Source organism: Ralstonia condita, from assembly GCF_958405655.1.
Taxonomy (GTDB): domain Bacteria; phylum Pseudomonadota; class Gammaproteobacteria; order Burkholderiales; family Burkholderiaceae; genus Ralstonia; species Ralstonia condita.
The window spans coordinates 393,869-412,821 of record NZ_CATYWO010000002.1 but is presented as its reverse complement, the minus strand read 5'-3'; the positions used below and the strand labels follow the sequence as shown (position 1 = coordinate 412,821).

Below are 18,953 nucleotides of genomic sequence, written 5' to 3'. Positions count from 1 at the left end.
CCGATTACACGCTCTATAGCCATCCGCCCGGATCGATCATGCGAGTCAGTACCGCCCAGTTCTTCGCGCTGTCCAGCGCCTCAATGCAGAACACGCAATCGAACCTGCTGACGTTGCAGCAGCAGCTCGCGAGCGGCATTGCGCTCAATAGCGCGGGTGACAACCCGAGCGCGTTTGGCCAGATGGCGCAACTGCAGCAGACGCAGGACGCCAATGACCAATACCAGGTCAACCGTGACGCAACGGACGCACGGCTGACGAACGTCTCGTCGGCGTTGACCAACCTGGTGACGACGCTGCAGCAGGGCAAGCAGTCGATGGTGGGGGCCAACACTTCGCTGATGACGGATTCGCAACGCATCGGCGTGCTGGCGCAGGTCAAGCAGCAGTATCAGCAATTGCTGTCGATCGCCAACCAGCGTGATCCGTCGGGCGTGGCGTTGTTCGGCGGTGCCAACGGCACGACCGATCCGTTTGTCAGCTCGGGCGGCTCGGTCCAGTATGTCGGCACCGGCCAGCCTCCCACGGTGCAGGTCTCGCAGAACATCTCGATGCCGAATTCGGTCGCGGGCGATTCCGTGTTCGTGCGCATACCGAATACCGACCCTGCCAATCCGTCGGCCAATCAGAGCATCTTCAAGACATACGAAAACCTGATCACGGCGCTCTCGACCCCGATCAACGCCGCCACCCAGGCCACTGACGTTGCCAACCTGCAGAAGGCCGTGCAGACGGCGCAGGGCAATCTGGACAATGCCTATCAGGTCGCACTGCAGGCGCAGGTGACGGTGGGCACGCAGCAGGCGCAGATCACCACGCTCAACAGCAGCGGCTCGAACTACGGCGAGCAGTTGAAGGAGCAGATCTCCAAGCTGCAGTCGGTGGATTACACGAGCGCCATCTCGCAGTTCTCGCAGCAGCAGGTGTCGCTGCAGGCTGCGCAGAAGACGTTTACCGCCATGCAGGGCATGTCGCTGTTCCAGTACATCAACCCCTGACCTGACGAGGCGGTGACAGGGCGCGGCGCATAATGTCGGCTCCACTACCGCCTGGACTGGTCATGCCCATCCAATACCTCCGTCGCCTGACGGGCACCGAGCGCACCGACGACGCCAACCGGCGCCTCGGGCAGTCGCTCGCCTTCGTGGCCGGTGCCGCCAATGCGGGTGGTTTTCTCGCGGTCAAGCAGTACACGTCCCACATGTCCGGCATCGTTTCGGCGATGGCGGACGATCTCGTTCTGGGCAACGCGGTCCTCGTGCTGGCGGGTTTTGCCTCGCTGCTGGCGTTCGTGTGCGGCGCAGCCTGCACGGCCGTCATGGTCAACTGGGGACGCCGCCGCAGCACGCACAGCGAATTCGCATTGCCGCTGATGCTCGAGGCCGGGCTGTTGCTGCTCTTCGGTCTGATGGGCACGTCGCTCGGGCAATACCGCGTGGTGTTCGTACCGGCCACGGTGGCATTGCTGTGTTTCATGATGGGCCTGCAGAACGCGATCATCACGAAAATCTCGAAGGCTGAGATCCGGACCACGCACGTGACGGGGCTGGCCACCGACATCGGGATCGAGATCGGCAAGGCGCTGTACTGGAATCAAGGCCACCGCAATCTGCCCGCCGTGGTCGCCAACCGGCCCAAGCTGCGGCTGCTGGCCTCGTTGCTGGCGATGTTCTTCGTGGGCGGGGTGACGGGCGCGCTGGGATTCAAGCACCTGGGTTATGCCGCCACCATTCCGCTGGCGTCGATCCTGATGCTGCTGGCCGTGGTGCCGGTGGTGGATGACTTGCTGGCACGCCGTCGGTAAGCGCGCCCAGGCCGCGACCGGCCAGGCGAGCGTTGCGGGTCGGCCTGTCAGGCCATTTCCATCCGGCAGACTTCGTGCAGCGTATTGAGACGCCGCACCGGGTCGGCGACGAACGGATTGGTCTCGTCCCAGGCATAGCCGGCCAGGATCGCGCTGATCATGCGGCGGATGCCAGGCGAGTGGCGCGGGTGGAAGATGATGTCCTGCAGTTCGCCCGTGTACCAGCGCTCGACGAAGGCACGGAATGTGTCGACACCCTTGCGCAGCGGGCGGTCATAGTCGGCAAGCCAATCCACGGCCTTGCAATCGAGCTGGCGTACGAGGGTACGCGCGGCCAGTTCCGCCGAGCGCAGCGCAATCGTCACGCCCGAGGAAAACACCGGATCGAGAAACTCCCCCGCATTGCCCAGCAGCGCATAGCCAGGGCCATACAGGCGCTCGACGTTGGCCGAGTAGCCGCCAATCTGCCGCACCGGCATCAGGAATGGCGCGTCGCCGATCAGTGCGCCGATATTCGGCTCGGCCTGGACGAGGCGACGCAACGTCGCTTCACGCTCGGCTTCCGGCACATCGAGGAAGCTGGCTTCGGCCACGCAGCCGACAGACGAGCGGCCGTTGGCCAGCGGGATCATCCAGTACCAGACATCGCGACGATCGGGGTGCACGGCAATGCAGATCTTGTCGCGGTCGGTGCTGCCGGCGGGCAGGGCGTCGCGCACGTGCGAGAACAGCGCGGCGCGCGTCGGCATGCCGGTCGGGGCTTCCAGGTTCAGCAAGCGCGGCAGCACCCGGCCGAAGCCGCTGGCATCCAGCACGAAGCGGGCGTGGACGGCATAGGCCTGACTTGCCTCGTCCTCCACTTCCAGCACGGGGGCATCACCCGTGTGCATGGCACGCACGGTATGGCCGAAGCGTACCTCCGCACCTTGTTGCACAGCACAGTCGATCAGGACCTGGTCGAACGTCGCGCGCTCGACCTGGTATGTCGTACCCCAGCCCGCCGAATGTTTATCGCGAAAATCAAACGCGGCGCTTTTGTCATGATGGACAAAATACGCGCCGTTCTTGTATTGGAATCCGGCTTCCACCACCGCCTGCAGCATTCCTGCCTGTTCCAGATACGCCATGCTTTGCGGCAGCAGGCTCTCGCCGATCGAGAACCGTGGAAAATGCTGGCGTTCGAGCACCAGCACATTGCGCCCCGCCTTTCGCAGCAGGGCCGCCGCCACCGCACCCGAAGGGCCCGCGCCGATGATGGCGACGTCGATGTGCTCGTGTTTCTCGATGTTGGAAATATCTGGACGCATTGATGATTTGTGAATGGATTGTGTTGGGTGGCGTGCCGGGATAAAACGCGATGCTACGTCGTTCAATGGGCTTTGAAAACCGTTGTTCATTGTCGGTACAATGCGCCGGCCTTACATGCTTCGCCGATTTTCACCACGTCATTTTTCGATTATGGAAACTACGTCTACGCCTGCACATGTTGGTTCATCTATTCCGGAAACCGCATTTGGCGTCTGGTTTCTGCGCACGCACACGTGGGAGCATCATGTATTGCGTGTGGCCATCAACGACCTCAGGCGTCTGATCACAACCCCGCTGCCCGCCGCACCCGTCATGGTGGACGTGGGTTGTGGGCAGGGCATCTCATTCCGCCTGCTGGAGCAAGCGTTTGCTCCGCAGCGCATCGTCGGTGTGGACTGTCACGCGCCATCCCTCGACGCGGCGCGTGAAGCCGCCCGCGCCATCGGTACACCAGTGGACATCCTGCAGGGCGATTGTGCGGCACTGCCGCTGCCGGATGCGTGCGCCGACATCGTGTTTTGCCATCAGACGTTTCATCATCTGGTCGAGCAGGAGCGCGCGCTGGCTGAGTTTCACCGCGTATTGAAACCGGGCGGCTTGCTGCTGTTTGCCGAATCCACGGATGCGTATATCAAATCCTGGGTGATCCGCTTGCTGTTCCGGCATCCGATGCATGTGCAGAAAAGCGCAGACGGTTATCTGCAGATGCTGCGCACGGGCGGCTTTCATTTCGAGCCGCGTCATGTTTCGCTGCCGTATCTCTGGTGGAGCCGGGCAGCCGACTTTGGTTTGTTCGAGCGTCTGGGCCTGCATCGTCCCAAGCCTGGCAAGCGGCGCGAGACGCTGGTCAACGTCGCCGCTGTCAAACCTCTTGCCTGACGCCTGCCGGCCCGTCGGGCTGGCAGGCAGCGCAACCATGCGGCTCACTTCTTGAGCGTCACGACCTCGCCCTTGAGCGCCACACCAGACATGATGGCGCCCGATCCGCATGTGAAATCAGTCGCGCTGGAAGTCAGATTGTTCTTGTAGTTGCTCTTGATATTGATGACGGCATTGCCGCCCATCTCGCGAGCGCGCTCCTGCAAGGTGAGCACCGCTGACAGAAACACGTGCTGGCATGCAGCTTCGTCACTCCGGCCGACGCCGTTGGTCTTTTTGTTGGTGGCGATTTCCCCCATCGATTTCACGACCGCAGCGTGCTGCTGACCGTCAAAGACCAGCGCGATGTCGCTGCCGACCTTGTCTGCGCCTTCGCTTTTGAGCGCGGCATCAATGGGATACGTGCGGACATCGTTACGGGCGAAGGCGGTGCTCATCGTGGCCGCGCACAGGACAGCAAGCATCAGGTGACGTTTCATTCAAGACTCCTTGGTGGGTGGATATCGAGGGTTGGGGAAGGGTGCTGCGACGACGGGTTACTTGGCCGGATCGACGGTGACAAGCTCGCCGCGCACGCGCAGCGCGGCCGACACGCTGCTGACGCCACAGGTGTAGTTCGTCTCGTCATTGCTTTCGTTCGAATGGAAGCTCGTCTTGATGTTGATGACGGCATTGGCGCCACGGTCGTGTGCGGGGTTCGCAAGCTGGCGCAGGGCGTCGGCCAATGTGGCATTGCAGATCTCCACCTGCGTGGCCGTCTTGCGCGGCGGATGCGCCGATTTGGTGACTTCGCCCAGGGTGGACAACACCGCCGGGTGCGCCTGGTTACCGAAATAGAGTGCCACGCCGGGTGCGAACGGCTGCGATTGCAGCACGGGCTGGATGGGGTAGGTCACAACCTCGGTGCGCGCATGCGCCGCCGGGGTGAGCATGGCGAGCGTACTGGCGGCCAGTAGCAGTCGGTTTTTCATCGAGAGCATTCCTGTACTTGTTGTTGTTGCGTGAAGGATTCGCCGTTGGCGGCGTCGAACATCAGTCCGGCGCAACTGCCGCCGAACCCGAAGGAAATGGACAGCGCCCGTTCGATGCGCGCGCTGCGCGTCTGCCGTACCAGCGGCATATCGCCCACCGCCGGGTCGGCGGCTTCGATGCTCGTCGAACCCGCGATGAAGCCGTCGCGCATCATCAGCAGCGTATAGATGGCTTCGTGCACGCCTGCTGCGCCGGGCGGATGGCCGGTCAACCCCTTGGTCGACGAGAACGGCGGCACCTTGGCGCCGAACACCGCCCGCAGGGCAAGAAGCTCTTCCACGTCGCCGGCGGGCGTCGATGGGGCGTGCGTATTGATGTAGTCCAGCGGCATATGCGCCTCGCCGAGGGTGTCCCGGATGGCGCGGGCGATGCCTTGCGCGCGGGGCGACACCATGGAGCCGGCATCGGTGCTCTGGCCGAAGCCGGTGAGTTCGGCGTAGATGCGGGCGCCCCGCGCGCGCGCATGCGCCAGTGACTCCAGCACCAGGATGCCCGCACCCGATGCCAGCACGAAACCATCGCGCGCCACGTCGTACGGCCGCGATGCGCGCTCCGGCGCGTCGGCAGACGCATGGGTGAGCGCACCCATGGCATCGAAGAACAGCGCGTAGCTGTCGTGCAACTCCTCGGCGCCGCCAGCCAGCATGATGTCCTGCAGGCCTGAGCGGATCCATTGGGCAGCCTGACCAATCGCCAAAGCCGACGTGGTGCATGCCGACGATGGCGAATAGCAGATGCCGCCCACGCCGAACACCTGTGCGAGGTTGGCCGATACGGTACTGCTCATCACCTGCGGCACGATGTAGGGTGAAGCCCGCTCGACACCGCGCCCGCGCACCATCTCCAATGCCGCATCGTAGGCGGCCAGCGCGCCAGTACCGGAACCCGCCACGATGCCGGCTCGCGGCGAATGCATGCTCGCGGCGTCCAGTCCTGCATCGACGAGTGCCTTGCGTGCGGCGTGGCTCGCCAGACGCGCAGTCTCGCCCATGAAGCGATCGACCTTGCGTGCAAAGGGCGGCTCGTCCTGAGCGGAAGCGATGCCCGCCACCTGGCTGCCCAGCCCCATCGCCCGCCACGCCGGCATGTGCGACAGACCAGAACGGCCATCCCGCAGCGCAGCCGCGACCCCGTCGAGCGTGTTACCCAGGCAACTGACAATGCCCAGGCCCGTTACGACCACGCGTTCCTGTAAACCACGCGGGGTGGATGTGCGCGAAGTGCTGGGCAGCATCAGGCGGCGCGCTTGAAGATCAGCGAGGTATTGATGCCGCCGAACGCGAAGTTGTTGCTCATCACGTAGTCGCTCTCAAGGGTTCGTGCGCTGCCGACGATGTAGTCCAGCGGTGCGCAGGCCGGGTCGACGTTCTCGAGGTTGAGCGTGGGTGCGTACCAGTTGCGCTTCATCATCTCGATGGTCCACCACGCCTCGATCGCGCCGCACGCGCCGAGCGTATGACCGATGTAGCTCTTGAGCGAGCTGATGGGCATGGTCGGGCGGAAGACGTCGGCCGTGGCCTGGCTTTCTGCGATGTCGCCCAACTCGGTCGAGGTGCCGTGAGCGTTCACGTAACCGACAGCCTCTTGCGGCAGGGCCGCGTCCTGCAGTGCCAGGCGCATGGCCTGGCCCATGGTGGCAGCGGTAGGCTGCGTCATGTGCGCGCCATCCGAATTGCAGCCGAAGCCGACCACCTCGGCGTGGATGTGTGCGCCGCGCGCGCGGGCGTGGTCGTAGTCTTCCAGCACCAGCGTGGCCGCGCCTTCGCCCACCACGAGGCCATCGCGCGCCTTGTCGAACGGACGCGGTGTCAGGTGCGGCGCGTCGTTGCGCGTGCTGGTGGCGTAGAGCGTGTCGAATACCGCGACGGCGGGGGCCGAGAGCTCTTCTGCGCCGCCGGCCAGCATCATGGTCTGTTTGCCGGTGGCAATGGCTTCGTAGGCGTAACCGATGGCCTGGCTGCCCGAGGCGCATGCGCACGAGGTCGGGATGATGCGGCCTTTCAGATCCCAGAACAGCGCGACGTTGACGGCGGTCGTGTGGGGCATCATCTGCACGTAGCTGTTGGAGGTGACGCCTTGCATCGAGCCCGTGTCGAGCATGCTGCCGAACGCCCGGATGGGCTGCACCGACCCCGATGACGATCCGTAGGCAACGCCCATGCGGCCATCGGCGATGGACGAGTCGCCTGCCAGACCGGCGTCAGCCAACGCCAGTTCGCTCGCACGCACGGCGTACACAGACACCGGGCCCATCGAGCGCGTCTTCTTGCGAGGGTATTCCGCCGGTGTCGCGAAGGCCGGCAGCGGGCAGGCCAGGCGGGCGTGCAGGGTATCGAAGTAATCCCACTCCGGCATGCGGCGCACGGCATTCCGGCCCTGCTCGATGGCGGATTGGATCTCGCTCCAGGCAGAGCCCAGGGCCGTGACGCCGCCCATGCCTGTAATGACGACGCGCCGCATCAGATCATCCCGCCGTTGACGCCAATCACCTGCCGCGTGACGTACGAGGCCGCGTCCGACATCAGGAAACCGACCACCGCGGCGACTTCTGCCGGCTGGCCCACACGGTTCATCGGCACGGTCTGCAGGGCATGGTCCAGGTGTTCGACGTGCGACAGCATCTCGGTTTCGATCAGCCCCGGCGCCACGCAGTTGACGGTGATCCTGCGCGAGGCCAGTTCCACCGCCAGCGCCTTCGTCGCGCCGATCAGTCCGGCTTTGGCGGCGCTGTAATTGACCTGTCCCCGGTTGCCCATCACGCCCGAGACGGACGCAATGGTGACGATGCGCCCACCCTTGCGGGCGCGGACCATCGGCATGGTGAGCGGGTGGACGACGTTGTAGAAGCCGTCCAGGCCGGTCTCGAGCACGACATCCCAGTCCTCTTCGGTCAGCGCGGGAAACGCAGCGTCCCGCGTGACGCCTGCACACAGGACAATGCCGTAGTAGGCGCCGTGCGCTTCCACATCGGCTTCGAGTTGCGTGCGGCAGGCATGGCGATCGCGTACGTCGAACTGCAGCACGCGCGCGCTGCCGCCCTGCGCCTGGATGTCGGCCACGACGGCGTCGGCCTCGTTGCGGCCACTGCGGCAATGCACCGAGACGTCGAATCCGTCAGACGCAAGTTGGTAGGCGATGGCGCGGCCGATGCCGCGGCTTGCGCCTGTCACAAGAACACGGCGGCTCATGTCGTGAGGCTCCCTTCAATGAATGCTTCGAAATCGGTCGGCTGATACACCTTGATGACGGCGGTGGCCAGGTTCTGCCCAGCAGTGCTGATTGTGCACGCGTAGGCGCCATGACCCTCGGCGCTGCGCAGCAGTTCACGCGCTTCCAAACGCAACGGCTGGCCTGGCGGGAACGTCGGCACGCTCGTCTCGTACTTGCGAGACCCCAGGAGCACGCCGGGCCGCGCCGGCTTGCCCTCTCGCATCGACAGCAAACCGACGTGGGCGGCAATGGCCTGCGCCATGAGTTCGATGCCGATCCACGCGGGCATGTTGCCGTTCGCGTCGGCATACCAGGCAGCCGGATCAAGGTCGGCGGCCGCTGCGATCGATTCTTCGTCCCAGGTGTCCACGCGCGAGAGCAGCAGCATGCTGCCGCGATGGGGCAGGATGGATTCGATCGGCAAGGCGCAGAGTTCGGCGTCGGTCATGTTCATCCTTGTCCAAGGATCAGGCTCGCATTGCTGCCGCCAAAGGCAAACGAGTTGCTCATCACGTATCGGCCTGACGCCAGGCGACGCGTGTTCTCGATCAGGTCGAGCACGGGCAGGGTAGGGTCCGCTTCACCGTCCCACACGTGGCGCGGCAAGGGGGTGCCATCGCGCGCGAGTGCCAGCCATGCAAAGCCAAGTTCGGTGGCACCGGCCGCACCCAGCATGTGTCCTGTCAGTGGCTTGGTGCCGCTGGTCGGTACGCCGTTCGGAAACACCCGCGCCATGAGGTGCGCTTCCATCTCGTCGTTCTTGCGCGTGGCCGTGGCATGCAGGTTCACGTAGCCGAGGGCGTCGGCCTCGATCCCGGCATCGGCCAGGGCGGCGCACAGGGCCCGCTCGGCGCCGGCGCCGGTCGGATCAGGGGCGGAGATGTGATGGGCGTCGCTTGATTCGCCCACGCCTGCCAGGCGTACGGGGCCCGGCTCGCGTGTCATCAGAAAGACGGCTGCGCCCTCGCCAATGTTGATCCCGGCGCGGTTGCGGCTCATCGGGTTGGTATGCGTGGCGCTGGTCGACTCCAGCGAGGCAAAGCCCTGCAGCGTCAGTTCGCACAGAGAATCTGCGCCGCCAACGACCACTGCATCACACAGGTTCAATTGCAGCAGGCGGCGCGCCGATGCGAAGGCCTTGGCACTGGACGTGCACGCCGTGGAGACCGTATAGGCCGGACCCGTGACGCCCAGCGCCGCAGCTGCGAACGGCGCGAGCGTGCCGATCTCCATCTGGCGATAGTCAAAGGCTTCGGGCAGCGTCCCGTGCGTCTTCGCATGGCGCAGTGCAACCTCTGCCGCATCGATGCCGGACGTGCTGGTGCCGAGCACGATGCCGATCCGGTGTGGGCCGTACCTGGCGTGTGCGGCATCCAGTTCGGCTTGGATCTGTGCAAGCGCGGCGAGCAGCAGCCGGTTGTTGCGGCAGTCGTAAGCGGACAGCTGCCTGGGTGGCCGGACTTCAAGCGGCGCCAGCACGCGTCCGACGACGGCTGTCGAGCCATCGGGGCGATGGGTTGCCAGCATGCCAGGCGCATGCCCGGTTGCCAGGCGGAGGCAAATGGCGCCCACATCATCGCCCAGCGCGTTGACCATGCCGAGTGCATGCAGATAGACGGGAGAAGCCATCATGCGTGTCGATTCTTGATCAGCGGCATGCCCAGCGGCGCCAGCGCCACCGCAATGACGATGCCCAGGGCCAGCGTCATCCCGAAGCTGCGCAACACCGGCATGGCGCTCGCGCCAAGCAGGCCGAACGACAGCAGCGTGGTCCCCGCCGACAGCAGCACGCCAACCCACACGCCGCCAATGTCAGCGTGCCGACGCGCACAGCCTTCACGCAGGAACACGGCGTAGTTGGCGCCAACGCCCAGCACGAGCATCAGGGCAAGCCAATGGAACAGATTCAGCGGCATGCCGGCGTAACCATAGGCCGCAAACGTGATGCCGACGGCAAGGACGACCGGCAGCGTCACGCGTACACCGTTCGCGGGACCGTAGCGCACGCAGAACAGCACGAGGACCATCACGAGCGCGCCGGCCAGCCACCATCCGCTGTCGACGCGGTAAGCCGCGAACAGGCGGGCGACACTCGCGGGCTTGTCTACGAAGCGGATGCCGGCTTCGCCGTCAGCCAGTGCAGCGAGCGCCGGCAACTGCGCAACTGTTGCACCGGCAGGGATGACGATCGCGGCATAGGTCGGCGCTTGCGCCTGGGCCACCCGTCCCAACCACAGGTGCCGATAGGGCTGCGACCAAGGCATTGCCAGCCAGGCATCTACCGTCAGCGGACCGCTCTGGGCGCCGCCGAAGGCATCGACGTAATTGGCAGCGACTTCCGGGCGAAATCCGGCATCGAGCAATGCGGTGGCCAGGGCCTGTCGATCTGCGAAGACGCGCTGGCCGAGGCGCGCCCGGTCTTCGGCTTGCTGACGCGCTGACGGCACGAATTGTGTCACCGACTGCACGCCCTTGATCGGGGCACCCGCAATCGGGCCTTCCAGTTTGCGTTGGAGCGCTTCGGCGCGTTGCAGCACCTGTTCGGCCGAATTGCCCTGTACGACGAAGAACTGCGTGCTGCCTTCCAGGCCTATGGTTTCGCGCACGATGGCTTCCTGCTGCGCCAGCTCGGGATCGCGCTGGATCAGCAGGTGGATGTCGTCATCGCTCGTCAAGCGCAACCAGCCCGGCACCGCGGCCGCGGCAATCAAGGCGAGGCAAAGCCATGCGCTCCGGCTCGTCAGCGCTGCCTGCCAAGCCCCCAGCCAACGCGCCGCGCGGCGGTAGGTGCGGCGAGGCTGTCGTGGCGCATGCAGCAGCAGCGCCGGCAGCAGGGTGGCAACCGACAGATAGGCGGCCCCGATACCAGCCATGGCAAAGCATGCGATCTGCCGCAGCGCGGGAAACGGCACGCCAGCCAGGATCGCATAGCCAAGCAGGCTGGTAGCGAGGGCGACCAGCAGTGCCGGGCGGACATCGCGCGCACTGCGCCGCGCATCGTGGCTGGCTTCGGCGCCGAGGTGCGTGACGAAATACTGGATGGAGTAGTCCACCGCCTCGCCGATCAGGCTCGCACCGAACACGAGCGTCAGCAGATGCAGCTTGCCGAACAGCAGCAGCGTCGTCGCGAGCGCGCACACGGTGCCAATGCCGGTGGACAGGAATCCAAGCAGCAGAAAGCGCGGCGAGCGGAACACCCACAGCATCAATAGCGCGATCCCGCACATAGAGAGGATGCCGATCCGATGCAACTCATGCTCCGAAGCACTGCGAGCGGCAGCCGCGTAGAAGACCGCGCCGGTGCGCAACAGGGTCACGTCGGGAAAAGTCTGCGCGAGGGCGTGCTGAGCCTGGGCGACTGCACTGCGCACGGTGGCCTGGGTTTGGGCATCGTAGGCTGAGGCAGCGAGCGTACCCGCCACCAGTACGCTGATCGTGTCGCCACGCCGTGCGACGAGGAAGTTGTCTTCGAGCTCCAGCCGCGTCGTCGCCAGCGGGAGGTCCGCCAGCCAGTGCCCGAGCCATCCAAACGGATCATCGGCCAGCGGGGCGCTCAAGCCGGCCTCGACGGGCGCATAGAGCCGCTGCGCCAGCAGCCTTGGCAGCGCCGTCGACGTGCGATCCAGCGCGGCGCGGTCGGCGGCGCTCAGCAGGCCGAACCGGTAGGGCAGGTAGGACCGTGTGATCTGGCCGGCATCGAATGGCGGAAGCTCGGCAATCACGCTACGGAAGGCACCACTGCGCTTGAGCTGTGCGCCAAGGTGAATGGCGGCGGCCTTGGCGTGCTCGGCGTCGCGACTGCTGAGCAGGAACACGGTGCGGTCGCCCAGGGATGCCGCCAGCGTATCCACGGCCTGTTCCGCGACCGGATCGGCCTCGGTGGCAGGCAACAACGCCAGCAGGTTCGTCTGAAGTGCCGTGCCATCGTGCAGCCGCACGGCGCAATAGAGCACGGCGGCCAGCACCAGCGCGAGCCAGCCGAGCCGGATGGCCCAAGCAGACTGCACCGACGGGCGTATCGCCAACTGCTGCGTCATCGGGGCGCCCCAAGCAGGGCGCGTTCGGCGGCATTGGGTGCCTCCACGCGCGTGCTGCCGGTGAACTCGATGCGTGTTTCGTCGCCATTGGCCGACTGCACACGGATGCTGCGCACGTAGGTGTCGCCTGCCAGATCAAGTCCGCGCAATGCCTGGGCAAGCTGAGGCTGAGCGGGAATCAGCCGCAGATGCCATCGGCTGACGCTGCCTTGGGCGTTGACGTCAAACTGCGAATACAGCGCCGACAGGTCGCCCGTCAGCATGGCGCGCATCATGCGCGAGACCTGGGCCACCCCGGCGGCATTGCGTGCGCCGCGCGCCACGGGCTTGTCATCGGCATCGAGCGTGGTGACACCCGCGTCCGTCATCACATACGTCATGCGGTGTGGCTGCTCGACCCGCCAGATCGCGCCATGTTCGCGAAGGAACAGCAGCGTGCCGCTGCTTACCAGCGGCCGCTGCATGGCCTGCAGCGATTGCGTCTGCACAAACTGAGCGCGCACGCCATTGGCCTGTGCAAGTTGCGCTGCCACCTGCGAGACAAGCGCGCTGCTCTGTTGCGTCGCGCTGGGAGCGCTGTGAGCGAATGTGCTGGCGGTTGTCAGCAATAAGCTGATGCACCCTGCGCGTACGGTCCCCATCAGCGTGGCCATGCGCGCTCCACACGTTCGACCATCACGGGCGGCGAGACGAACTGCAGCTCACCCGTACGCGCGCACACCGCGACTTGCGTGGTGTGGCCCTTCGTCAGCCGCATGCCGGAAGCGCAATCGACGATCTCGTAGCCGATCTTGAGACGGTTTTGGTATTCCATCAGCGTGGCGCGCACCTCGATCTGCTGGCCATACGTGGCCGGCTTGATGTACTTGAGGTGCGCTTCGACCACGGGCCACAGAAAGCCCGAGTCGCGCATCTCCCGGTAGTCGTAGTGAAAGCAGCGCAGCAGGGCGGCGCGGCCGATTTCGAAGTATTTCAGGTAGTGGCCGTGCCAGCAGACGTCCATGGCGTCGACGTCGTGGAATGGCACTTCCACGCGGGCGCTGGCGACAAGCGGCGGCAGATCACGTGCGGTCATGGTGGCTTCCTTGTTCATCGCCGAGCCGGCCTTGCTCGATGGCGAGCGCGACGGTGCGCAGGTCGGATTCCAGCGGGCGGTCTTCGGTCACGAACGAGGACAACGCCCCCACGCGCGCGATGAACGCCTGTACGGGTGCGGGAACCTGAATCGAGGGATCCAGCCGGCAGCGCAGTCGCACCGCCTGCACCGCTGCAAGCGTATGGGCGGCGGCCACCTGCTCTGTCAGCTCGAGCACGCGCAGGCAGTCGCGGGCCGCAATCGTGCCCATGCTGACCTTGTCCTGGTTATGTGCCTCCGTCGAACGCGAGAACACGCTGGCCGGCATGGTCAGCTTGAGCGCCTCTGCCGTCCATGCGGACGAGGAGATCTGTACCGCCTTGAAGCCGTGGTTGATGGGCGCGCGTTCTGCCGTGGCACCCGACAGGTTTCGGGGCAGGCCGTTGCTGAACTTGTCATCCACCAGAAGCGCGAGCTGCCTGTCCATCAGGTCGGCCAGATTGGCGACGGCGGTCTTGAGTGCATCCATCGCAAACGCGATGTGCCCACCATAGAAGTTACCGCCGTGCAGGATCTCCTTCGTATCGGGATCGACCAGCGGGTTGTCGTTGGCACTGTTGAGTTCGTTCTCGATGTCGCGGCGGATCCACGATTGGGCGTCGCGCGCTACACCGATCACGTGCGGCGCACAGCGGATCGAGTAGCGGTCCTGCACACGGTGCGCGGATGCGTCGTCCCACTGCGCCAGATCGTCGCGGATCCATCCTGCTACCTCGGCCTGGCCGGCATGCGGCTTGGCGTGGAAGATGGTCGGATGGAAGTGCGCGGCGCGGCCGTCGAGCGCCACCGTGGCCAGCGCCGTCAGGCGGGCAGACAGCCGGATGAGGTGTTCGGCGCGCGCATACGCAAGGCAGGCCAGGCCCGTCATGACGGCCGTGCCGTTCATCAGGGCGAGTCCCTCCTTCGGCGCCAGCGTGATTGGCGCGTGACCGATCTGCTGCCACGCGTCGGCGGCGGGCTGCTGGCGTCCGGCAAACAGGACGTCCCGCTCGCCCACGAGCGCCGCTGCCACGTAGGAGAGTGGCGTGAGATCGCCGCTCGCGCCCACCGAGCCTTCCGCCGGGATGCGGGGCAGGATGCGGTGGTTGATGAGATCCGCCAGCCGCTGCAGCAGAAGATGGCGCACGCCAGAGTAGCCGTGCGCCAGCGAGTTCAACCGCGCGGCGACCACCGCAAGGGTTTCGGCGGGCTCCAGGTAGCGGCCCATGCCGCAGCCGTGGTAGCGCGTGAGCTGCAGCGGCAGCGCTTCCACCAGTGCTGCCGGCACGCTCACCTGGCAAGCGTCGCCATAACCCGTGTTGACTCCGTAGACGGTCGCGCCCGCTGCCAGACGCTCACGCAGGAACTGCGCTCCGCGCTCGATGCGATCACGCCACGCGGTATCGGCGCAGAGCGACACCGGGTGTGCGTCACGCGCAATGGCTACGACGTCTTCGATTGTCAGGTGGCGGTTGCCGATGACGACGGCGGGCAGTCGAGAGCGCGCCCCTTCCTGTGCAGGCATGTTCAGATCGTGTTCAGCCATGGGCGTCCATGTTGTTCCCGGCTTTGGGACGCGCCCAAAAATCGAAAAAGTTGAACCATTGGAATGGCGCCTTGCGGCAGTAGTGTTCCAGCCGTTCGGCGTATCGCTGGGCCAGCGCGCCCAGGTGGCGGGTGCGTTCGGCCCGCGGTAACTCGATGCGCTCGGCGAACGGCTCGAAATAGAGGGTGTGTTGCTGGCCGGTCTTCAGGCAGAAGAACAGGTAGACCGGGCAGCCTAGCGCGTGGGCGAGCACGTAGGGCCCTTGCGCAAACTGTGCGGGGCTACCGAGAAAGCGTGCTTGCACCGTACGGCCGGATTCATGGGCGGGTACGCGATCGCCCACGATCACCAGCAGCTCGCCTGCGTCGATCCGCTCCTGCATCAGCATGGCGGTGGCGGGGCCGAAATCCTGCACTTGCATGAGGTGCGAGACGACGTCGGGGTGCGCTTGCGCCAGCACGTGGTTGAAGCGCTGTGCATGCTCGGTGTACACGACCGCCGTCACCTTGGCGTGGCCGTTGCGTGCAGCAAGCGCACGCGTCATTTCGAGATTACCCAGGTGGGCGCCGATGACCAGCGCGCCACGGCCGCTGGCGATGAGCGCTTCAAACGCGGATGGGTCATCGAAACGGACGCGCTCGCTCTTCACCTGGCCCGACCAGGCTGCCAGTTTGTCCAGGCCCGATTGCGCGAAGGCGATCATGTGGCGGTAGGCGCTCAGCCAGCCCGGCCGGGGCGTGCCCGTTCCTGGCGAGACGGCATGCAACCGCGCGAAGTATTGCTGCGAGGCCTCCCGTGCGGCCCGCCCGGTCAGCAGGAAGTACGCGACGATCGGGTAGAGCCACAACGAAGTGAAACGCGTGCCGAACAGGCGGCAACTCAATGCCAGGCACTGCATGCCGAACAGGCTGCCGCGTTCAGCCATGCGCCACCAACCCCCCGCAGCACCCGGAGCGGAGGGATGACGCCAGCGCGGCATGCACCTGCCCGCCAGCAGCAATGGCAGACGCATCAGCATGCCCGCCACCAGGCGCGTATGGCTCTTGCTGATGCGGATGTTGTCCCACAGGACGTCGAAATGCGACAGGCCATCCGGCGCATAGGTCACGCGTGTTGGCAGGGTCACGAAGCGCGCCCGCCGCCAGTGCAGGCGTACCAGGATCTCGATGTCGAAATCCATGCGCGTGGGCAGGGTAACGTCATCGATCAGCTTGCACGCGAGCGCGAGCGGGTACACCCGGAAGCCGCACATCGCATCGCGGATGTCGAATGAGAGTGTCTCGATCCACACCCACACGTGCGTGACGTAACGGCCGTACAGGCGCGCCTTGGGCACGCTCTCATCGTAGACGGGCCGGCCAAGGATGATCGCATCGGGTGAAGCCGTGGCGGCGGCCAGGAAGCGCGGCACATCGGTCGCGTCGTGCTGGCCGTCAGCGTCGATCTGCAGGGCGTGTGTATAGCCGGCGGCGCTGGCCGCGCGCAGGCCAGCCATCACGGCGGCGCCCTTGCCGCCATTGACGGGCAGACGCAGCAGCGAGATCTGCCCCGCATATTGCTGGGCCAGCGTAGCCAGCACGGCTTGCGTTGGCGCGTCGCTGCCATCGTCGACGATGAGGATGGGCAGCCCGTGCACCGCCAGACGCGCGACCGTATCGCCGATGGCGTCCTTGTGGTTGTAGATCGGGATGACGATGGCAGTGCGCAGCTTCACGCAGCCTCCTGATAGACCAGCGTGCCAGAAGCGCAGTCGCGCGCGCCCGTCCGGGCAGTGAAGCGCACGCGGCGACGCTCCGACTCATGCACGATGCGCAGCGACACCACCGCGCCCGGCGGTACCGGGGCCATGAACTTGAGCTGATCGATGGAGGTCATTGCGCGCACCGCGCGATCGCGTGTCGCAGCGAGGCGAACGATCCAGTCGATCAGCACCACGCCGGGAAGGATCGGCAGGCCGGGGAAGTGCCCCTTGAAGTGGATCAAGTCAGGGCTGACGCGCAGTTCGTAATGGTCGCCCTCGGCATCGCTGGCATGCGACAGGGTTTCGAAACCTTCCACGCCGGGCCGGAAGGCGGCGGCAATCACCGACGCCGGCAGCTTGCCCCGCGCGTCCACCGGCATCGTCATGCAGAAGCGCCAGCGGCGGGGGATCAGCGTGGGGTCGGTATAGGTCGACAGATGCCGGCGCAGTGTCTTTGCCACTGATACGCGGCCCAGTGTGCGCAAGCCTTCAACGCCGGCCGGCGTGAGCGCAACCAGCGCGCCGAGCCTTTCTCGCGATGCACCCGCCAGCAGCGTGACGGCCGCGCGGGCGACAAACGGGTGAGAGGCCAACCAGTCTTCGACCTCAGGCAAGGCGATGCGCTTGCCGTCCACCTTGACGACGCGGTCCAGCCGGCCGCGCAGGAGGAAGCGCCCGCTGTCGTCGAACGCGATGGCGTCGTCGGTGCGATGCCAGTTGTCATGCGGCAGGTGCGGCGAGCGCACTGCCAGTGCACCGTCATCTTCCTGGCGGATCTGCACGCGTGCAAAGGGCTGCCATGCAGGCGTCCTGTCCTGGCGGCGCCAGGCGATACCACCTGTTTCAGTGCTGCCGAAGACTTCGATCGGCGCGCTGCCGTGGGTGGCCGCAAACGCGGCAGCGGCCGTTGCATCCAGTGGGCCGCCAGATGAGAACACCGCCGGCAGTGCCGGCAGCACATCGAAGCGCGGCAGCACCGGCCAGCGCGCCAGTTGCGCCGGGCTCGATACCAACGCCGCTACCGGATGTTGCGCAAGCGCTTGCTGTAAGGCGGCGGGCTCCGCGTGCGTCTGACGGCAGAAGGGACGCCCGGCTGCCAGCGGCCAGAACACGCGGAAAAGCAGCCCGTAGATATGGTGATGCGGCACGCTGGCCAGCATGGCGCCAGCGCCGATCTGCCTGCCCCATTGCTGCTCCAGGGTCACGACTTCCGCATCGAACTGCGCGAGCGTCTTATGGATGGGCTTCGGTGTGCCGGTACTGCCCGAGGTGTACAGGGTGATGGGCGCAAGCGGTTGAATCGGCCCGACGACCGCTTCGGCGTGCTGATCGATCGAGCGGAGGCTGGCGTCGGTCACGAGCGCGTCAAAGGCGGTACCCAGCGATTCCAGATACGCCGGAGCCGCGCTGGCGGGAATCACGACGTGCTTGCCGCTCGCAAACAGTGCAAAGAGCGCGCAGGCGAAATCGAACGGATCCTCGATGCACAGCGCGTAGTGCGTCGTTGCCTGCGTTGTAAAGGCTCCGGCGTAGGCCGCCACGCGAGCGTGGAACATCCCGTACGTCATCGTTGCCGCACCGTCGAGGCAAACCACGGCATCATCGGGCCGCGCCTCATGCAGCTGTGCACGCAGGGCAATCATGCCGACTCCGGTTGCCGTGCGTGCGGACGGATGACCCAATGGCGGTAGGCCGCCTCCGCGACGATCAGCGCGCCGACCAGCACATAGGCGATCACGCCGTTGTAAAGCGCCCAGGCACCGCGCGACCAGTACAACGCTGCAATCACGGCCGTCGCGCCGTTGAGCGCAAAGAAAACACACCAGACCTGCGTGACCTGCCGCGTGTAGCGCACGGCACGGGGTTGCAGATCAGGCATGCGCATGCGCGCGAATTTTTCGATCATGGTCGGGCCTGAACGCAAGGTGGCCGCGAAGCTCAGCAGCAACCCGGCATTGACCAGCGCCGGATACAGGCGCAGAACCAGCTCGCTGTTTGTGATGACGACAGCCGCCGACGTGCACGTCAGCACCCCTGCGATCAGCCAATCCAGCGGGGTGAGCTGGCGCAGCAGCGAAGACACGCTGCCGGCCCCGATCCACCGCTGTATCCACAGCAAAGCCAGCAGGGCCATGCCCGCATAGCGCGGCGCGCCGACATGCCAGGCACCGATCAATACCAGCGGGTACGCGATCTTCAGCATCGTTTGCGCGGCACCACGCAGCCAACGGGGCTGCGAAGTGGACGGGCGGGTCGGATCGACGGATTGCGCCTGCATCCGG

Annotated in this window: 18 protein-coding genes; 3 read left to right on the top strand and 15 right to left on the bottom strand. The window is 65.7% G+C overall.

Translation table 11 applies throughout. The features are described 5' to 3' along the window. Positions 1-38 precede the first annotated feature (38 nt). Complete coding sequence (gene flgL, locus R2N03_RS08460) at positions 39-998, top strand: flagellar hook-associated protein FlgL (RefSeq protein WP_316657229.1); 960 nt, start codon at positions 39-41, stop codon at positions 996-998. Between the two features lie 62 nt (positions 999-1,060). Then, positions 1,061-1,804, top strand: a complete 744-nt coding sequence (locus tag R2N03_RS08455; protein WP_012430739.1) for a YoaK family protein — start codon at positions 1,061-1,063, stop codon at positions 1,802-1,804. A 47-nt stretch (positions 1,805-1,851) separates the two neighbouring features. Here R2N03_RS08455 and R2N03_RS08450 read toward each other — a convergent pair whose 3' ends face one another. Next, positions 1,852-3,111: an NAD(P)/FAD-dependent oxidoreductase gene (locus R2N03_RS08450; RefSeq protein WP_316657228.1), complete on the bottom strand. Its 1,260-nt coding sequence runs from the start codon at positions 3,109-3,111 to the stop codon at positions 1,852-1,854. 151 nt (positions 3,112-3,262) lie between these two features. Here R2N03_RS08450 and R2N03_RS08445 point away from each other — a divergent pair, with 151 nt between their 5' ends. After that, positions 3,263-3,991 carry a class I SAM-dependent methyltransferase gene (locus R2N03_RS08445; protein WP_316657227.1) on the top strand — a complete coding sequence of 243 codons (729 nt, stop codon included), beginning with the start codon at positions 3,263-3,265 and terminating at the stop codon, positions 3,989-3,991. Between the two features lie 44 nt (positions 3,992-4,035). Here the strand turns inward: R2N03_RS08445 and R2N03_RS08440 are convergent, their stop codons facing one another. Genes R2N03_RS08440 through R2N03_RS08375 form a run of 14 tightly spaced genes read right to left on the bottom strand, consistent with a single transcriptional unit; the run spans position 4,036 to position 18,949 of the window. Continuing rightward, positions 4,036-4,470 (bottom strand): hypothetical protein, encoded by a 435-nt coding sequence (locus R2N03_RS08440; RefSeq protein ID WP_012430736.1) that lies wholly within the window; start codon positions 4,468-4,470, stop codon positions 4,036-4,038. A gap of 57 nt (positions 4,471-4,527) precedes the next feature. Further along, a complete protein-coding gene (locus tag R2N03_RS08435; RefSeq protein ID WP_316657226.1) occupies positions 4,528-4,962 on the bottom strand; it encodes a hypothetical protein in 435 nt (144 codons plus the stop codon). After that, positions 4,959-6,257 carry a beta-ketoacyl synthase N-terminal-like domain-containing protein gene (locus R2N03_RS08430; RefSeq protein ID WP_316657225.1) on the bottom strand — a complete coding sequence of 433 codons (1,299 nt, stop codon included), beginning with the start codon at positions 6,255-6,257 and terminating at the stop codon, positions 4,959-4,961. The genes R2N03_RS08435 and R2N03_RS08430 overlap by 4 nt, the downstream gene beginning before the upstream one ends. Beyond that, complete coding sequence (locus R2N03_RS08425) at positions 6,257-7,483, bottom strand: beta-ketoacyl-ACP synthase (RefSeq protein WP_012430733.1); 1,227 nt, start codon at positions 7,481-7,483, stop codon at positions 6,257-6,259. The genes R2N03_RS08430 and R2N03_RS08425 overlap by 1 nt, the downstream gene beginning before the upstream one ends. Then, entirely contained in the window at positions 7,483-8,211 is a 729-nt protein-coding gene (locus R2N03_RS08420) for a 3-ketoacyl-ACP reductase FabG2 (protein WP_316657224.1), read from the bottom strand. The genes R2N03_RS08425 and R2N03_RS08420 overlap by 1 nt, the downstream gene beginning before the upstream one ends. Then, positions 8,208-8,681, bottom strand: a complete 474-nt coding sequence (locus R2N03_RS08415; protein WP_316657223.1) for a hotdog family protein — start codon at positions 8,679-8,681, stop codon at positions 8,208-8,210. The genes R2N03_RS08420 and R2N03_RS08415 overlap by 4 nt, the downstream gene beginning before the upstream one ends. Before the next feature lie 2 nt (positions 8,682-8,683). Next, on the bottom strand, positions 8,684-9,865 hold the full coding sequence (locus R2N03_RS08410) for a beta-ketoacyl-[acyl-carrier-protein] synthase family protein (RefSeq protein WP_012430730.1): 1,182 nt from the start codon (positions 9,863-9,865) through the stop codon (positions 8,684-8,686). Continuing rightward, positions 9,862-12,270 carry an MMPL family transporter gene (locus R2N03_RS08405; protein ID WP_316657222.1) on the bottom strand — a complete coding sequence of 803 codons (2,409 nt, stop codon included), beginning with the start codon at positions 12,268-12,270 and terminating at the stop codon, positions 9,862-9,864. Before R2N03_RS08405 ends, R2N03_RS08410 begins: the two co-directional genes overlap by 4 nt. Next, positions 12,267-12,923, bottom strand: coding sequence for a LolA family protein (locus R2N03_RS08400; protein WP_012430728.1), 657 nt, complete (start codon positions 12,921-12,923; stop codon positions 12,267-12,269). Before R2N03_RS08400 ends, R2N03_RS08405 begins: the two co-directional genes overlap by 4 nt. After that, positions 12,911-13,345, bottom strand: a complete 435-nt coding sequence (locus tag R2N03_RS08395; RefSeq protein ID WP_012430727.1) for an acyl-CoA thioesterase — start codon at positions 13,343-13,345, stop codon at positions 12,911-12,913. The genes R2N03_RS08400 and R2N03_RS08395 overlap by 13 nt, the downstream gene beginning before the upstream one ends. Continuing rightward, positions 13,332-14,930, bottom strand: a complete 1,599-nt coding sequence (locus R2N03_RS08390; protein ID WP_316657221.1) for an HAL/PAL/TAL family ammonia-lyase — start codon at positions 14,928-14,930, stop codon at positions 13,332-13,334. The genes R2N03_RS08395 and R2N03_RS08390 overlap by 14 nt, the downstream gene beginning before the upstream one ends. Next, on the bottom strand, positions 14,923-16,644 hold the full coding sequence (locus R2N03_RS08385) for a glycosyltransferase family 2 protein (RefSeq protein ID WP_316657220.1): 1,722 nt from the start codon (positions 16,642-16,644) through the stop codon (positions 14,923-14,925). Before R2N03_RS08385 ends, R2N03_RS08390 begins: the two co-directional genes overlap by 8 nt. After that, entirely contained in the window at positions 16,641-18,314 is a 1,674-nt protein-coding gene (locus R2N03_RS08380; protein WP_316657219.1) for an ApeI family dehydratase, read from the bottom strand. Before R2N03_RS08380 ends, R2N03_RS08385 begins: the two co-directional genes overlap by 4 nt. After that, the gene (locus R2N03_RS08375; protein ID WP_012430723.1) at positions 18,311-18,949 is read right to left on the bottom strand and encodes a COG4648 family protein; all 639 of its coding nucleotides are present in this window, start codon (positions 18,947-18,949) and stop codon (positions 18,311-18,313) included. Before R2N03_RS08375 ends, R2N03_RS08380 begins: the two co-directional genes overlap by 4 nt. Positions 18,950-18,953 lie beyond the last annotated feature (4 nt).

Excerpts from the sequence above, each read along its gene's own strand:
- R2N03_RS08435 (WP_316657226.1), bottom strand. The coding sequence starts at position 4,962 with ATGAAAAACCGACTGCTACTGGCCGCCAGTACGCTCGCCATGCTCACC.
- R2N03_RS08450 (WP_316657228.1), bottom strand. The coding sequence starts at position 3,111 with ATGCGTCCAGATATTTCCAACATCGAGAAACACGAGCACATCGACGTC.
- R2N03_RS08375 (WP_012430723.1), bottom strand. The coding sequence starts at position 18,949 with ATGCAGGCGCAATCCGTCGATCCGACCCGCCCGTCCACTTCGCAGCCC.
- R2N03_RS08390 (WP_316657221.1), bottom strand. The coding sequence starts at position 14,930 with ATGGCTGAACACGATCTGAACATGCCTGCACAGGAAGGGGCGCGCTCT.
- R2N03_RS08415 (WP_316657223.1), bottom strand. The coding sequence starts at position 8,681 with ATGACCGACGCCGAACTCTGCGCCTTGCCGATCGAATCCATCCTGCCC.
- R2N03_RS08410 (WP_012430730.1), bottom strand. The coding sequence starts at position 9,865 with ATGATGGCTTCTCCCGTCTATCTGCATGCACTCGGCATGGTCAACGCG.
- R2N03_RS08430 (WP_316657225.1), bottom strand. The coding sequence starts at position 6,257 with ATGCTGCCCAGCACTTCGCGCACATCCACCCCGCGTGGTTTACAGGAA.
- R2N03_RS08440 (WP_012430736.1), bottom strand. The coding sequence starts at position 4,470 with ATGAAACGTCACCTGATGCTTGCTGTCCTGTGCGCGGCCACGATGAGC.
- R2N03_RS08420 (WP_316657224.1), bottom strand. The coding sequence starts at position 8,211 with ATGAGCCGCCGTGTTCTTGTGACAGGCGCAAGCCGCGGCATCGGCCGC.
- R2N03_RS08455 (WP_012430739.1), top strand. The coding sequence starts at position 1,061 with ATGCCCATCCAATACCTCCGTCGCCTGACGGGCACCGAGCGCACCGAC.
- R2N03_RS08445 (WP_316657227.1), top strand. The coding sequence starts at position 3,263 with ATGGAAACTACGTCTACGCCTGCACATGTTGGTTCATCTATTCCGGAA.
- R2N03_RS08405 (WP_316657222.1), bottom strand. The coding sequence starts at position 12,270 with ATGACGCAGCAGTTGGCGATACGCCCGTCGGTGCAGTCTGCTTGGGCC.
- R2N03_RS08425 (WP_012430733.1), bottom strand. The coding sequence starts at position 7,483 with ATGCGGCGCGTCGTCATTACAGGCATGGGCGGCGTCACGGCCCTGGGC.
- flgL (WP_316657229.1), top strand. The coding sequence starts at position 39 with ATGCGAGTCAGTACCGCCCAGTTCTTCGCGCTGTCCAGCGCCTCAATG.
- R2N03_RS08380 (WP_316657219.1), bottom strand. The coding sequence starts at position 18,314 with ATGATTGCCCTGCGTGCACAGCTGCATGAGGCGCGGCCCGATGATGCC.
- R2N03_RS08395 (WP_012430727.1), bottom strand. The coding sequence starts at position 13,345 with ATGACCGCACGTGATCTGCCGCCGCTTGTCGCCAGCGCCCGCGTGGAA.
- R2N03_RS08400 (WP_012430728.1), bottom strand. The coding sequence starts at position 12,923 with ATGGCCACGCTGATGGGGACCGTACGCGCAGGGTGCATCAGCTTATTG.